Below are 15,391 nucleotides of genomic sequence, written 5' to 3'. Positions count from 1 at the left end.
TGGAAAAATTCCAGAAAACAAAGCAAAAAAACGAATGTTTTGCAAGAGTTAGCTCAGGGTATCAAGTTGTATCTGTCTTTTTTCAAGGCTGAGCAAGGGGGAAAGTAGCGCTCCCCTTTTTCTTTTGCCTCTAAAGTGGTACAATAATAGGAAACAGTTTCTGATGAGGGAAGAAGATGAAAGAAGTTAATTTTACGGGGGAAGAGGTTGTTGCGCTAACGGCCACCTATCTTCCAGCCGAGGATGTTCGTTTTGTTGAAAAAGCCTTGGAATTTGCGACGGAGGCACACAAGTCACAGTTTCGCAAGTCAGGAGAACCTTATATTGTTCACCCGATCCAGGTAGCCGGTATTTTAGCAGGTCTTAAGCTAGATGCTGTCACGGTTGCTTGTGGCTTCTTGCATGATGTGGTTGAGGATACGGAAGTTACCTTGGATGATATGGAAGCAGAATTTGGTCCAGAGGTTCGGCATATTGTCGGTGGGGTGACCAAGTTAGGTAAGGTTGAGTATAAGTCTCATGAGGAGCAACTAGCTGAAAACCACCGCAACATGCTGATTGCCATGTCCCAAGATATGCGGGTTATTCTGGTTAAGCTGGCAGACCGTCTGCACAACATGCGGACCCTTAAACACTTGCGCAAGGACAAGCAAGAACGGATTTCGCGTGAAACAATGGAAATCTACGCTCCCCTTGCCCACCGTCTAGGTATTTCTTCTATCAAGTGGGAATTGGAAGACATGTCTTTCCGCTATCTCAATGAGATTGAATTCTACAAGATTACTCGAATGATGAGTGAGAAGCGTCGTGAACGGGAAGAATTGGTCAATGAAGTCGTTGACAAGTTGAGGGAATACACAGAGGAGCGCCATCTTCACGGTCAAATCTATGGTCGTCCCAAGCATATCTACTCTATCTATCGGAAGATGCACGACAAGAAAAAACGCTTCGACCAGCTCTATGATCTGACAGCAATCCGTTGCTTGATGGATACACCAAGTGATGTCTATGCCATGCTTGGCTACATCCATGAATTATGGAAGCCGATGCCGGGTCGCTTCAAGGACTACATTGCCAGTCCAAAAGCCAATGGCTACCAGTCCATCCATACGACTGTTTATGGGCCAAAAGGTCCAATCGAGTTCCAAATTCGGACGGTGGAAATGCACCAGGTTGCAGAGTACGGGGTTGCGGCTCACTGGGCCTACAAGCGTGGTGGCAAGGCAACTGCCAGCGAAAAAGAACTGCGTTGGATCAATAACCTGATTGAACTTCAAGAAGGGGCAGGAGATGCCCAATCCTTCGTCGATTCGGTCAAAGAGGACATCTTCACCGAGCGTATTTACGTTTTCACGCCAGATGGTGCGGTGCGTGAGTTGCCAAAGGATTCTGTACCGATTGACTTTGCCTATGAGATTCACACCAAGGTTGGCGAGCGGGCGACAGGTGCCAAGGTCAACGGCCGTATGGTGCCTCTGACGACCAAGCTCAAGACCGGTGACCAGGTGGAAATCATCACCTCTGCCAACTCTTTCGGCCCAAGTCGTGACTGGGTCAACCTGGTTAAAACTCACAAGGCCCGTAACAAAATCAAGCAGTTTTTCAAGAATCAGGACAAGGAACTTTCCGTCTCCAAGGGGCGTGAAATGCTCCAGAACCTGCTCCAAGAAAACGGCTACGTACCCAACCAATACCTGGACCGCCGCCACATGGACGAGGTCCTGCAAAAGACCAGCTACAAAACGGATGAAGCCTTATATGCAGCGGTTGGTTTTGGAGAAGTTTCTGCCGTGTCAATTTTTAACCGTCTGACAGAGAAAGAACGTCGAGAAGCCGAGCGGGCTAAGGCCAAAGCTGTCGCGGACGAATTGGTCAACGGTGGCGAAGTCAAACACGACAACAAAGATAGTTTGAAAATCCGTCATGAAGGTGGCGTGGTCATTGAAGGGGCGTCAGGCTTGCTGATTCGGATTGCCAAGTGTTGTAATCCAGTACCTGGCGATGAGATTGTCGGCTACATCACCAAGGGTCGCGGGGTTGCGGTTCACCGTGTGGACTGTATGAACCTCAAGAGCCAGGAAAACTACGATGTCCGCCTGATTGATGTCGGTTGGGAGGATGAAAATTCGACCAAGGAATACATGGCAAACATTGACATCTACGGGCTCAACCGCTCAGGGTTGCTCAACGATGTCCTTAAGGTCTTGACCAATGCCAGCAAGAATATTTCTTCGGTCAATGCCCAGCCAACCAAGGATATGAAGTTTGCGACTATCCACGTTTCCTTTGGTATTTCCAACCTGGCAACCTTGACCAGTCTGGTGGACAAGATTAAGTCGGTGCCAGAAGTTTACTCAGTGAAAAGGACCAACGGATAAGATGAAAATTGTATTACAACGTGTATCACAGGCTAGTGTGACCATCGATGGAAGTATCCATGGGCAAATTGAACAAGGACTTTTGCTCCTAGTCGGTGTGGGCCCAGATGACAGCCAGGAAGACCTGGACTATGCTGTTCGTAAAATTGTCAATATGCGGATATTTGCAGATGAGGCAGGCAAGATGAACAAGTCTGTTCAAGATGTGGCGGGCAAGATTTTAACTATTTCCCAATTTACTCTCTTTGCGGATACAAAAAAAGGCAATCGCCCTGCCTTTACAGGAGCGGCAGCTCCGGCCCTAGCCAGCCAACTCTATGATGCCTTTAACCAGGCTCTGTCAGCCTATGTACCGGTTGAAGTGGGCGTTTTTGGGGCGGACATGGCGGTCAGTCTAGTCAATGATGGTCCGGTGACCATTGTGTTGGATACCAAAAATCGCTAGCCCTCTATACTTTTATAGGTTTATTTGATATACTAATGTCAAGAAAATGTGGAGGTGTCGGATGAAAAAGTTATTAACCAATCATTTTTTCTACCTAACAGTGGCTTTCACCTTGATTTTGGTGATTTACTTTAGTGAAATCGATAAGCGATGGATAATCTTAGCGAGTTTTCTCTATTTTATTCCTTCGCAGATTTTATACCGTCGCCGCCTCAAAGAGCGACTCCAAGAAGACCAGCCCGAGTAGGCTGGTTTTTTCGACAGTGTTGGTTTAGTCATTTGAATTAGCTTTGATGCATCGTCACTTTCGACTTGCCGTACTCTAGTACAGCCTGCGCCTCAGTTCCTTGTCTGAAAGCCCTTCATTCGACTATTATTTGAAAACAATGTGCTATAATAATATTGTCACAAAGTGCTAGTGTATGTTTTGAAGATAGGATGAGGGGAGCAGGAATATGAGAAAATTTTTTCAAGACCTTAATCAAGAGTATCTGGAAACCAGAAGTTCAGTTGGAGAAGATTGGCTGGAGTGGATTATCCAGAGAAAGATGACCTGGGGCATGCGGTGGGGCTTGGTAGGGATTCTCATGTTTGTCTTGCAGCCTTTAACCTATAACCCTCACTTTCTATTGGGCTGTTTTTATATAGGTTTCCTACTTGGGTTAGTGTATGTATGTGGGCAACTGTTTTTGGCAGCCAAATCTATTTTCCGTAATGTGAGAAAAAAATAATCGCTCAGCTTATTAGGCTGGGCGATTTTGCTTTTCTACGAATAATTCTTGGGCGATGGCTGTAGGGATAGCCAGTTCTTTGTCCTTGTACTGGATGGTGATGGTCTGGGCAAACTGGTCGAAGGCTGTCACAAGTAGTTGATCGCCGACAGCTAACTCATGTTGTTCCAGGTATTGGAGAAGCTGGTAGAAGTCATGGATACGAACCAGTTGGTAGCTGCCAGTTTCGGTCAGTTGGGACAGCCGGGTCTGGTAGCGTTCCACAAGCAACTGGTTTTCTTTAGGAATACTGCCACCGTGTGGGCAGGTTTGGGGATAGCCCAGCAGTTTGTCTAGTTGGTTGATAAAATGGTCTGAAACGGTGTGTTCTAAAATTTCAGCTTCTTCATGGACTTGCTCAGGGGAATAGCCCAGCTGCTCGACCAAAAAGACTTCTATCAGGCGGTGCTTGCGGTAGAGGTTGGCTACCATTTCCAAGGCAGCTTGGCTGAGGAGGTAACCACTTGCCTTGTCCTTTTCAATCAACTCCTCCGTGACCATTTTTTTCAGCATTTCGGAAACGGCTGGGGCGGAAAAATTCATCTTTTCAGCAATCTGCTTATTGGTGATTTTTTGTTCTGTCTGTCCGAGTTCATAGATGACTTTCAGGTAATCTTCTTTGTTTGGTGTCATATTCTCTCACTTTCTAGTAAGAATAGTATACCAAAATTTTATAAAAATCATTGACAGAAAGAATTTTTTAATGTATATTAAAACTAAAATTAAGTACACCTAACAAAAATATAAGGAGAACCAATCATGAAAAAACTAATTTTCAGTTTGGCTCTGCTATTGTCCCTGATCGGACTAGGAGCCTGTCGTTCAACGCAAAGCCCAGAGGCTTCCAGCAAGCCACGAGTGGCGGTCACGACCTCTTTCCTCAATGACATGGTCTACCAGCTGGCAGGAGATGAGGTGGAGCGGGATCTACTAATTCCAGCAGGGGAAGACCCGCACCTCTATGTTGCTAAAGCCAGCGACCTATCCAAGTTGCAGCAGGCGGATTTAGTTCTCTACCATGGTTTGCACTTTGAGGGCAAAATGGTGGAAGCCTTGGAAAAGACGGGGGTAGCAGTGTCTAAGAACTTTGCCCAGTCGGATTTGACTACCATGGATGAAGACGGGGAGCAGATTGTGGACCCTCACTTCTGGTTTTCCATCTCCCTCTATAAATCAGCGGTAGCGGTAGCTTCTGAGGAGTTGCAAAAACTTCTTCCGGAAAAAGCAGAGCTGATTCAGAAAAATACGGAAGATTACCTAGCTCAGTTGGATGACTTGCATACTTGGATTGAAAAAGAGTTGAGTGTTCTGCCTGCTGAGAGCCGTTACCTAGTCACCCCTCATGATGCCTTTAACTACTTCGCAGCCAGCTATGACTTTACTCTCTATGCACCGCAGGGCATTAGCACCGAGTCTGAAGTTGCCAACAGCGATATGATTGAAACGGTCAATATGATTTTAGAACATGGTATCAAGGCTATCTTCACCGAGTCAACAACCAGTCCAGAACGCATGGAAAAATTGCAGGAAGCTGTCAAGGCCAAGGGTGGTCAGGTAGCGATTGTAAGCGGTGAAGGCAAGGAACTATTCTCAGATTCCCTAGCGCCAGAAGGGGAAGAGGGAGCGACATTTATCGATATGTACAAGCACAATGTCCAGTTAATTGTGGAGCATTTGCAGTAAGAAAGGTTGGAAGAATGGAAGAAATACTGAGAGTTGAAGACTTGTCCTTGCACTATGGTGCAGGACAGGTCAAGGCTCTAGATCGGGTCAGTTTTCAGCTACCCAAGGGTTGTCGTGCAGCCCTGGTCGGACCAAATGGTGCAGGGAAATCGAGCTTGTTTAAGGCGATTTTGGGTTTGGAGAAGGGGGTAAGTGGCAAGGTTTCGCTACTGGGTCAGTCAGAGAAACTGGATCAAGTTATTCAAAAAAATGTTGCCTATATTCCCCAAGCCAGCCAGGTCAACTGGCAGTTTCCTGCAAGGGTTCTGGATATTGTCCTGATGGGGCGGTTTGCCCATACCAGTGGTTTCTTCCGTCGACCAAGTTCCTTAGATAAGGAAAAGGCAGAGCAGGCTCTGGAAGAGATGAAAATCAGTGATTTACGCAATCGGCAGATTGATCAGCTATCTGGTGGTCAGCGGCAACGAGTCTTTCTAGCTAGGGCCTTGGCCCAGGAAGCTGAACTCTACATGATGGATGAGCCCTTGGCAGGAATTGATCAGGTGACAGAGCAAGTCATCATGGACTGTTTGAAGAAGTTCCAGCAAGAAGGCAAGACCTCCCTGGTCATCCACCATGACCTTTTGACCTTGGAAAAGTATTTTGATTATGTCCTCTGGCTCAATGGTCGCTTGGTGGCAGAGGGGGCTATGGAGCAGGTGGATTTGCTGCAAGCCTATCAAGCTGCCTTTGGTCAGGAACCTGCCTTATTTATAAAGGAGGGGCTTGGTCATGTTTGATCTGTTGCAGGACTATTCTTTTTGGACGGTAGCTCTGGGAACCCTTGTTTTAGCCTTGGCGGCTAGTCAAATCGGTACCATTAGCGTCTTGACCAGGCAGAGTTTAATCGGGGATAGTTTGGGGCATGCGGCCTATCCAGGAATCATCCTGTCCTATATGGTCTTTCAGTCACGCCAGCCCCTGCTTCTTTTGATTGGAGCGGTGGCTTCGGGTTACCTGTCCTATGGTCTGGTCAGCTGGCTCTGTCGAGGAGGGCGGACCAGTCGGGTCAATGCCTTGGCACTGGTTTCAGCGGCTTTTTTTGGACTGGGCTTGGTTCTCAAGCAGTATGTTCAGGGCAATGAGGTCTTTCAGGGAGCCGCCCAGGCAGGCTTGGAAAACTATGTCTTTGGTCAGGCTGCCTTTATGCAGCTGGATGATGTCGTACTCATTTGCTTGGTAGCCTTGCTAGCCTTGTTCCTATTTGGCTGGCACTACCAGTCGTTCAAGCTCTATCTGTTTGACAGACAATTTGCCAAGCTAGTGGGGATTCCTGTGGAAAAGATTGACCGTATGACCCTGTTTCTGATGATGAGTTTGATTGCGGTTGGCTTGAAGGTGGTTGGGGCTATCCTGATGAGTAGTTTCTTGATAGCACCGGCTGTCTTTGGCTTGCTTCTAGGAAAGTCCTATGGCCAGACCTTGGCATTAGCAGCAGGAATTGCTGGATTTTCAGCCCTACTTGGAAGTTATGTGAGTTCAGTGGTGACAGGGTTATCGACTGGACCGGCTATTATTGTTTGCTTGAGTTTGTCCTCTTTAGTGGCTTTTGCTTATGTGACCTATATCAGAAAGGAGAATGCAGGTGCTTGAGGTCTTATTGATTTTACTGTCTGTTGGTTCTTCTTGTGGCTTGATTGGGTCTGTCCTGGTGGTGCGCAATCAGGCCATGCTGGCAGATGCCTTGTCCCACTCGGTTCTGTTGGGGATAGTACTGGGCTTCTTTGTCAGTCACAACCTTGATTCCCCCCTGCTCTTGTTTGGGGCGGCGTTTTTTGGTCTACTGACAGTTCTAGCTATTGAGGGGCTACACACTCGCAAGTTGGCTCAGGATGCGGCGACGGGCTTGCTCTTTACCTTTTTCTTTGCCCTAGCGGTTATTCTCATCTCCCTCTTTGCCCGCAATGTCCATCTGGACTTGGATATGGTCCTGATGGGCGAGGTGCTCTTTGCCCCTCTTAACAGGCTGGACCTATTTGGCCTGTCGCTACCCTTGGCCTTGGTCAAGTCCGTCGGGCTCTTGCTAGTCTTACTGGTCTTCTTTTTCTTGAACTTTCAAGCTCTGACCCTCTATCTCTTGGACAAGGAGCAGGCTAAACTCCAAGGGATTGCCACCAAAAGACTGGAGCTAGGGTTGATTTTTCTGGTTTCCTTGACAACGGTCTTGTCCTTTGAAGCGGTCGGCTCTATGGCGGTCATTATTTTCTTACTAGCACCCAGTATGGCGGCCTTACCTTGGTCGAAGCATTTCTGTCAGTTTTTAGTTTTGGGGCAATGCTGCGCCATTCTGATGATTGTTCTAGGCTTTGGGCTTGCCAGCTGGCTTGATCTGACCATGTCTGGGACCTGTTCGGTCATGGGGCTTCTGACAGTCTGCGTCAGCTTTTTCCTAAAAAATACCCTAAAAACCTAGTTTGGCAAATGAAATTGTCAGACTTTTTTGTTACTATAGTAAATAAAAAAGAGGATAGGAGAAAATTAATGACACGTTTACAAGATGATTTTTACGAATACGTCAATGGTGAATGGGCAAAAACAGCCGTGATTCCAGACGATAAGCCAAGAACAGGTGGCTTTTCTGATTTGGCGGATGAGATTGAAAAACTCATGATTGACACGACAAACACATGGTTGGCGGGAGAAAATCTCCCAGAAGATAGTGTTTTGCAAAACTTTGTAGCCTTCCACAAGCAAGTGGCCGACTATGAAACCCGTGACCGTTTGGGAGCAGAACCAGCGCAAGCCTTGATTGCAGAGTACAAGGCTCTCAACTCTTTCGAAGAATTTACCAGCAAGCTGGCAGAATACGAGTTGGTAGGCAAGCCAAACCTCATGCCTTTCGGTGTGGCACCTGACTTTATGGACGCGACCACCAATGTCCTCTGGGCAGATTCTCTAGGCATTATCCTGCCAGATACAACCTACTATGAGGAAGGGCATGAAAAAGGAGCAGAGTTGCTCAAAACGTGGAGAGAGAGCCAAGAAGCCCTCCTGCCTAAGTTTGGTTTCAGCGATGAGGAAATCAAGGACCTTCTAGATAAACGTTTGGAATTAGACGCCAAGGTTGCCAAGTATGTTCTGTCTAATGAAGAAGGTTCTGAGTACGCCAAACTTTACCACCCGTACGAGTGGGCAGATTTTACTGCCTTGGCACCAGAGTTGCCTTTGGATGGTTTCTTCACAGCGATTTTGGGGCAAACACCAGACAAGATTATCGTGCCAGAGGAACGCTTCTGGCAGGCTGCCAAGGACATTTACAGTGCGGATAATTGGGAGCTTTTGAAAGCGACCTTGATTTTGAAAGCGGCTGGGGCCTATACAGCCTTTCTGTCGGATGAAATTCGTATTCTAGCAGGTGCCTACAGCCGTGCCCTTTCTGGTACTCCACAGGCTCAAAACCAAGAAAAAGCAGCCTACAATCTGGCTCAAGGCTACTTTAACCAAGCCCTCGGTCTCTGGTATGCTGGCGAAAAATTCTCTCCAGAAGCCAAGGCAGATGTGGAAGCTAAGGTTGCCAAGATGATTGAGGTCTACAAGTCTCGTTTGGAAACGGCAGACTGGTTGGCTCAGGAAACGCGTGACAAGGCCATTGTCAAACTCAATGTCATCAAGCCTTATATCGGCTACCCAGAAGCCTTGCCAGAGCGTTATTATAAGAAGCTTGTTGACCCAAGTAAGTCCTTGGTGGAAAATGCCATCGAACTAAACAAGATTGACATTGCTCATGGTTGGAGCAAGTGGAACAAGCCTGTGGACATTAAGGAGTGGGGCATGCCAGCTCATATGGTCAACGCCTACTACAATCCACAGAAGAACTTGATTGTCTTTCCAGCAGCCATTTTGCAGGCGCCATTCTACTCTCTGGAGCAGTCTTCATCAGCTAACTACGGCGGTATCGGTGCGGTTATTGCCCACGAGATTTCCCATGCCTTTGATTCAAACGGTGCCTCCTTTGATGAGCATGGTAGCTTGAATAACTGGTGGACAGAGGAAGATTATGCAGCATTTGAAGCTCGTACTCAGCAGGTCATTGACCAGTTTGAAGGTCAGGATTCCTACGGTGCCAAAATCAATGGTAAATTGACCGTGTCAGAAAACATTGCCGACCTTGGTGGGATTGCAGCGGCCTTGGAAGCAGCCAAGTCGGAGGACGACTTCTCCGCAGAAGAGTTCTTCACCAACTTTGCTCGCATCTGGCGAATGAAGGCCCGTCCTGAGTTCATGCAGATGTTGGCTAGTGTCGATGTCCACGCACCAGGTCACCTACGCACCAACATCCAGTTGCCAAACTTCGATGAATTCCATGAAACATTTGGCGTTCAAGAAGGCGACGGCATGTGGCGTGCCAAAGAAGACCGCGTGATTATTTGGTAAAACGGGAAAACAGCTAGTGAAAACTGGCTGTTTTTGTCTTTCCTAATTCCCCAAAAACGTGATATAATAGTAAAGATAATTTATTGACATGGAGAAATGACATGAGCTTCTACAATCACAAGGAAATCGAGCCCAAATGGCAGGAATTTTGGGCAAAAAATCATACTTTTAAGACGGGAACAGATGCGGACAAGCCAAACTTTTATGCCCTAGATATGTTCCCTTATCCGTCTGGGGCGGGCTTGCACGTTGGTCACCCAGAGGGCTATACTGCGACCGACATTCTCAGCCGTTACAAGCGTGCCCAGGGCTACAACGTTCTTCACCCAATGGGCTGGGATGCCTTTGGTTTGCCAGCAGAGCAATACGCAATGGACACGGGAAATGACCCAGCAGACTTTACAGCGGAAAATATTGCCAACTTCAAGCGTCAGATTAACGCCCTTGGCTTTTCTTACGACTGGGACCGCGAGGTCAATACGACTGATCCTAACTACTACAAGTGGACTCAGTGGATTTTCACTAAGTTGTATGAAAAAGGCCTAGCCTATGAGGCAGAAGTGCCTGTAAACTGGGTAGAAGAATTGGGAACAGCTATCGCCAACGAAGAAGTCCTTCCTGACGGAACGTCTGAACGTGGTGGTTATCCAGTTGTCCGCAAGCCAATGCGCCAATGGATGTTGAAAATCACGGCCTATGCAGAGCGTTTGCTTAACGACTTAGAAGAAGTTGATTGGCCAGAGTCTATCAAGGACATGCAACGCAACTGGATCGGCAAGTCAACCGGTGCCAATGTGACCTTCAAAATCAAGGACACAGACAAGGACTTCACAGTCTTTACAACTCGTCCGGACACCCTTTTCGGTGCGACCTACGCAGTTCTTGCCCCTGAGCATGACTTGGTCGATAGTATCACATCAGCTGAACAAGCAGAAGCTGTGGCAGAGTACAAACGCCAAGCCTCTCTCAAATCAGACCTGGCCCGTACAGACCTAGCAAAAGACAAGACTGGTGTTTGGACAGGTGCCTACGCCATCAACCCTGTGAACAACAAGGAAATACCAATCTGGATTGCTGATTATGTACTTGCAAGTTACGGAACAGGTGCTATCATGGCCGTTCCTGCTCATGATGAGCGTGACTGGGAATTTGCCAAGCAGTTTAACTTGGACATCATTCCAGTTCTGGAAGGAGGCAATGTAGAAGAAGCACCTTATACAGAAGACGGTGCCCACATCAATTCGAACTTCCTAGATGGACTCAACAAGGAAGAAGCCATTGCCAAAATGGTGGCTTGGCTGGAAGAAAATGGTGTCGGTCAGGAGAAAATTTCCTACCGCCTCCGTGACTGGCTCTTCAGCCGTCAACGTTATTGGGGTGAGCCAATTCCAATCATCCACTGGGAAGATGGAACTTCCACAGCCGTACCAGAAAATGAGTTACCTCTGGTATTGCCAAAAACCTCAGACATCAAGCCTTCAGGTACAGGGGAATCGCCGCTTGCTAACCTGACAGACTGGTTGGAAGTGGTGCGTGAAGACGGTGTTAAAGGTCGCCGTGAGACCAATACTATGCCACAATGGGCGGGCTCTAGCTGGTACTACCTCCGTTATATCGACCCACACAACGATGAGAAATTGGCAGACGAGGAGCTTCTCAAAGCATGGTTGCCAGTGGACATCTACATCGGTGGTGCCGAGCATGCGGTCCTTCACTTACTTTATGCTCGTTTCTGGCACAAGTTCCTTTACGACCTTGGCGTTGTGCCAACCAAAGAGCCTTTCCAAAAACTCTTTAACCAAGGGATGATTTTGGGAACTAGCTATCGCGACAGCCGTGGGGCGCTTGTAGCGACAGATAAGGTTGAAAAACGTGATGGTTCCTTCTTCCACATCGAAACTGGTGAGAAGTTGGAGCAGGCACCTGCTAAGATGTCTAAGTCCCTTAAAAACGTGGTCAACCCAGACGATGTAGTCGAGCAGTTTGGTGCGGATACCCTCCGTGTTTACGAGATGTTCATGGGCCCACTTGATGCATCAATCGCTTGGTCAGAAGAAGGCCTCGAGGGCAGCCGTAAGTTCCTGGACCGTGTTTATCGCCTCTTGACTACCAAGGAGCTTGTGGTGGACAATAGCGGAGCGCTTGATAAAGTGTACCATGAAACTGTGAAGACGGTGACAGAGCATATTGAAGACTTGAAATTCAACACGGCTATCGCCCAGCTCATGATTTTTGTCAACGCTGCTAACAAAGAAGATAAGCTCTATGTTGACTACGCCAAAGGCTTTGTCCAATTGATTGCCCCATTTGCACCACACTTGGCAGAAGAACTCTGGCAGGGTCTTGCAAATACAGGCCAGTCAATCAGCTATGTCGCATGGCCAACATATGACGAAAGCAAGCTGGTAGAAAGCGAAGTGGAAATCGTTGTCCAAATCAAGGGTAAAGTAAAAGCTCGCTTGACCGTAGCCAAAGACCTAGCACCAGCAGAACTCGAAAAAGTTGCCCTTGCAGACGAAAAAGTCCAAGCTGAAATCGCTGGGCAAACAGTGGTGAAGGTGATTACGGTTGTAAATAAATTGGTTAATATTGTTGTGAAGTAACCAATTTATTTGCCCATTTCCTACCTTCAACAGTCTATTCTCAGACTGTTGAAGCCAACCAAACTTGTCAATATCGTTACCAAATAACGATTGACTCATTTGTTTGTCTATTTCCAACCTCCAACAGTTCACTGAACTGTTGGAGCCAACTAAACTAGTTAATATTGTTGTGAAATAAATGAAAATAAAAAATAACAAGAAAACGACTTCCGTCTTGGAGGTCGTTTTTGGCTGTCTATAGATACTTCTTCTCGCTCAACCAAGCCTGGATAACAGAGAGAGTTTTGTCTTGGAACTTGCCGGACTCGTACATATGGTCTGCACCTGTTAGGGAAACCAGAACGGAGTCCTTGTAATTCTTGGCTGTTTTTCGGGCAATAGCAGATACGGTCATCTTGTCTTCGCTTCCTGTGATGACTAGGACAGGTCCTGTAATCTTGCTGAAATCGACATAACCTGCTCTGCTTTTATCAAAGAAAGGAAAGGCCATTTGGGTATAGACCTTGCCAGACTCAGGTACCAAGGTCTTGAAAATATCTTCTTTGAGAGCTGGGTCTTGAACGTTGAGGCAGTAGCGGAAGAACTCATCCTTGTAAGGTGGCATGGGCTTTTTCCAAAATCCCCACCGCAGGAAGTGACGAATGAAGCAGCGGATCATGGTTGGATAGAGGGCGAAGATGTCAGCTGTTGGAGCTGGACCCATGAGAATCATACCAGCTACCTGAGTGCGTTCCGCCACCATTTGAGCGAGTAAACAGCCCAGAGAGTGCCCCAAAAGTAGCGGTGGTTCCTCCAGACTCTCGACCAAGGCCACCAAGTCATCGGTATAGTCAGTCAGGCTGACCGCACCGACCTTTTCCATGACCTCATCATAAGGCAGGTCGTGGTAGCGTAGGCTAGGCGTGTGGACCCGTAAGCCCATGTTTTCTAATTTACGAGCAAAATCTCCCCAGACGGAGCCATCACACCAAGTTCCGTGAATCAAAACAATGTCTTTCATACAATCCTCCAGCAGTTTTTTCCAGTATAGCATAGAATCGACCTAGAAAAAAGTGGCCTTATTCTAAAAAAAACTACCTGTGATTATTTTTAAATGATTTTGTTATGGACCTGCAAGTTTGTTGTAATACTTGTTACATTTCCTTAAGTTTCCTGCAAGTTTTCTCCTTTAGGATAGAATGCATGACAAAAAGGTAAAGGAAAGAAACCAAATGAAGACACAAACAGTACAAGAAAAAATCAAAATGGGGATGCTGGCTGCAACCGCCAGTTTTACCCTAGGTCTAGCAAGCTTGACTGTCCAAGCGGATACCAGTAGCACAGATAGCCCAACAGTAGCCCAACTAACTCAACAAGCTGAAGAAGAAGCCGCTGCAAAAGCGGCAGAAGAGGCCAAGGTGGCAGCAGAAGCAAAAGCTGCTGCAGAAGCTGCAGCCCAAGTAGCTCTTGCAACCAATATGGTATCGGAAGTAACGGTCACTTATACGGCCAATACTTATCCCGTTGGGCAGTGTACCTGGGGAGCTAAGGAAGTAGCCACTTGGGCAGGCAATAACTGGGGCAATGGTGGAGACTGGGCAGCCAGTGCCGCTGCTGCAGGATTTGAAGTTGGAACGACACCAAAAGTAGGGGCCATTATGGTGTGGACCGATGGGGGCTACGGGCATGTGGCAGTCGTGACTGAAGTCAGCGATGATGGCCAGGTACAGGTTCTGGAATCAAACTATGCGGGAAATATGACGGTGGCCAATTACCGTGGGTGGTTCAATCCAGCCAATGAGGGGGCGCAGATTTCCTATATCTATGCACCAGCGGATGTTTAAAACGGATTGTTCCTTTAAGTTTTATGAAAGGTAGCAAGACTATACTATTCTTAAGAAAACAAGATAAGGAAGTATTTATTATGAATTCAGTAAAAATTGGTTTATCTGCAGCCCTTGCATCTGTTACCATGATTGGAGCAGGGCAATTGGTCCAGGCTGATACGACTTATATGGCTCAGACTTATTCAACACTTGAGCAAGCCTCTGTCAAAAGCCCTGTTCAAGGCAAAACGATTACAGTTCCAATCGAGTTTGCATGCTAATTAATAGCGTCTCTGAAGAGGCGCTTTTTCTATGCCATAGTTTTTTTCAATGACCTTGATAAAGAATCTATATTGGTCAAGTCGGGCTAGTCATGATAAGATATCTAAATGATAAGTTGAAAGAGCTTGTTTTGTTTCATGAAAGAATAAGGCAGGTTTTCAACGCAGCACACTATTTTACAGAATTAGGTGGAAAAATATGAAAAAAATGGCATTGTTCACTAGTATCGTCCTTGCAAGTTTTGCTTTGGCAGCTTGCAGCACCAGCTCATCGACGAGCACCAGTTCAGACCAAACTCTCTATGAGCAAATTCAAGCAGAAGGAGTCATTCAGATTGGTACAGAGGGTGCGTATGCTCCTTATTCTTACCATGATGAGAGCGGAAAGCTGGTCGGTTACGATGTTGAAGTTGCAGAAGCTGTTGCAACAAAATTGGGGCTTGAGGTTGAGTTTGTTGAGACAGAGTGGGATGGCATGATCGCAGGCTTAGATGCGGCTCGATTTGACACTGTGGCAAACCAAGTGAGTATCACCGAAGAGCGCAAGGAAAAGTATGATTTTTCTACGCCATACACCTACATTTACGGTGCCTTGGTGACCCAGTCTTCCAACCAGGATATCACGCAGTTTGAAGATCTTTCAGGTAAAAAATCTGCTAATAGTTTGACCAGTAACTGGGCAACGGTTGCTGAAAGCTATGGAGCAGAAGTGGTTGGAGTAGATGGTTTCCAACAGGCTGTTGAATTGTTGACGGCGGGTCGTGTAGATGCAACCATCAATGACAACGTTGTATACTTGGATTACTTGAAGCAACATCCGGATGCAGCGATTCAGGTCGTTGCTCTAACAGAGGATGTGCAGACAACCGCCTTTCCAGTTGTAAAAGGCAATGAAGAATTGGTTGCAGCGATCGACCAAGCCTTGGCTGATTTGGCTTCGGAAGGAAAATTGACAGAAATTGCTGAGAAATATTTCGGCGAAGATGTTTCGACAGCAGCAGAATAAGGAGAAA

General features: G+C 46.9%; 15 protein-coding genes. 13 read left to right on the top strand and 2 right to left on the bottom strand.

What is annotated here, in order from left to right:
- The first annotated feature begins 176 nt into the window (after window positions 1-176).
- From J5566_RS02325 to J5566_RS02310, 4 genes are all read left to right on the top strand, one after another.
- The gene (locus J5566_RS02325) at window positions 177-2,378 is read left to right on the top strand and encodes a RelA/SpoT family protein (protein WP_208561902.1); all 2,202 of its coding nucleotides are present in this window, start codon (window positions 177-179) and stop codon (window positions 2,376-2,378) included.
- Between the two features lies 1 nt (window position 2,379).
- Window positions 2,380-2,823: a D-aminoacyl-tRNA deacylase gene (dtd, locus tag J5566_RS02320; protein WP_208561901.1), complete on the top strand. Its 444-nt coding sequence runs from the start codon at window positions 2,380-2,382 to the stop codon at window positions 2,821-2,823.
- 61 nt (window positions 2,824-2,884) lie between these two features.
- The gene (locus tag J5566_RS02315; protein WP_208561900.1) at window positions 2,885-3,070 is read left to right on the top strand and encodes a hypothetical protein; all 186 of its coding nucleotides are present in this window, start codon (window positions 2,885-2,887) and stop codon (window positions 3,068-3,070) included.
- Window positions 3,071-3,278: 208 nt separating this feature from the next.
- Window positions 3,279-3,554 carry a hypothetical protein gene (locus J5566_RS02310; protein ID WP_105111034.1) on the top strand — a complete coding sequence of 92 codons (276 nt, stop codon included), beginning with the start codon at window positions 3,279-3,281 and terminating at the stop codon, window positions 3,552-3,554.
- A gap of 12 nt (window positions 3,555-3,566) precedes the next feature.
- On the opposite strand, the gene J5566_RS02305 is transcribed toward J5566_RS02310, so the two are convergent.
- On the bottom strand, window positions 3,567-4,226 hold the full coding sequence (locus tag J5566_RS02305; RefSeq protein ID WP_208561899.1) for an iron dependent repressor, metal binding and dimerization domain protein: 660 nt from the start codon (window positions 4,224-4,226) through the stop codon (window positions 3,567-3,569).
- Window positions 4,227-4,352: 126 nt separating this feature from the next.
- On the opposite strand from J5566_RS02305, the gene J5566_RS02300 reads away from it, so the two are divergent.
- The 6 genes from J5566_RS02300 (at window position 4,353) to leuS (ending at window position 12,292) form a co-directional block, all read left to right on the top strand.
- A complete protein-coding gene (locus J5566_RS02300) occupies window positions 4,353-5,276 on the top strand; it encodes a metal ABC transporter solute-binding protein, Zn/Mn family (protein WP_208561898.1) in 924 nt (307 codons plus the stop codon).
- 14 nt (window positions 5,277-5,290) lie between these two features.
- On the top strand, window positions 5,291-6,055 hold the full coding sequence (locus J5566_RS02295; protein ID WP_208561897.1) for a metal ABC transporter ATP-binding protein: 765 nt from the start codon (window positions 5,291-5,293) through the stop codon (window positions 6,053-6,055).
- On the top strand, window positions 6,048-6,908 hold the full coding sequence (locus J5566_RS02290) for a metal ABC transporter permease (protein ID WP_208561896.1): 861 nt from the start codon (window positions 6,048-6,050) through the stop codon (window positions 6,906-6,908). The genes J5566_RS02295 and J5566_RS02290 overlap by 8 nt, the downstream gene beginning before the upstream one ends.
- Window positions 6,901-7,728: a metal ABC transporter permease gene (locus J5566_RS02285; RefSeq protein ID WP_208561895.1), complete on the top strand. Its 828-nt coding sequence runs from the start codon at window positions 6,901-6,903 to the stop codon at window positions 7,726-7,728. Before J5566_RS02290 ends, J5566_RS02285 begins: the two co-directional genes overlap by 8 nt.
- 68 nt (window positions 7,729-7,796) lie before the next feature.
- Window positions 7,797-9,689 carry a M13 family metallopeptidase gene (locus tag J5566_RS02280; RefSeq protein WP_208561894.1) on the top strand — a complete coding sequence of 631 codons (1,893 nt, stop codon included), beginning with the start codon at window positions 7,797-7,799 and terminating at the stop codon, window positions 9,687-9,689.
- Window positions 9,690-9,790: 101 nt separating this feature from the next.
- The gene (gene leuS / locus J5566_RS02275) at window positions 9,791-12,292 is read left to right on the top strand and encodes a leucine--tRNA ligase (protein WP_208561893.1); all 2,502 of its coding nucleotides are present in this window, start codon (window positions 9,791-9,793) and stop codon (window positions 12,290-12,292) included.
- 235 nt (window positions 12,293-12,527) lie between these two features.
- On the opposite strand, the gene J5566_RS02270 is transcribed toward leuS, so the two are convergent.
- Window positions 12,528-13,292 carry an alpha/beta fold hydrolase gene (locus tag J5566_RS02270; protein WP_208561892.1) on the bottom strand — a complete coding sequence of 255 codons (765 nt, stop codon included), beginning with the start codon at window positions 13,290-13,292 and terminating at the stop codon, window positions 12,528-12,530.
- A gap of 211 nt (window positions 13,293-13,503) precedes the next feature.
- Here J5566_RS02270 and J5566_RS02265 point away from each other — a divergent pair, with 211 nt between their 5' ends.
- The 3 genes from J5566_RS02265 (at window position 13,504) to J5566_RS02255 (ending at window position 15,384) form a co-directional block, all read left to right on the top strand.
- Window positions 13,504-14,115 carry a CHAP domain-containing protein gene (locus J5566_RS02265; RefSeq protein WP_208561891.1) on the top strand — a complete coding sequence of 204 codons (612 nt, stop codon included), beginning with the start codon at window positions 13,504-13,506 and terminating at the stop codon, window positions 14,113-14,115.
- 80 nt (window positions 14,116-14,195) lie between these two features.
- Window positions 14,196-14,378, top strand: coding sequence for a hypothetical protein (locus J5566_RS02260; RefSeq protein ID WP_208561890.1), 183 nt, complete (start codon window positions 14,196-14,198; stop codon window positions 14,376-14,378).
- A gap of 199 nt (window positions 14,379-14,577) precedes the next feature.
- Window positions 14,578-15,384, top strand: coding sequence for an amino acid ABC transporter substrate-binding protein (locus J5566_RS02255; RefSeq protein WP_208561889.1), 807 nt, complete (start codon window positions 14,578-14,580; stop codon window positions 15,382-15,384).
- Window positions 15,385-15,391: the final 7 nt, after the last annotated feature.

Origin of the sequence: Streptococcus suis (assembly GCF_017601095.1) — a bacterium.
Lineage (GTDB): Bacteria > Bacillota > Bacilli > Lactobacillales > Streptococcaceae > Streptococcus > Streptococcus suis_Z.
The sequence above is the reverse complement of the archived record's forward strand: the minus strand, read 5'-3'. Positions and strand labels throughout refer to the sequence as shown.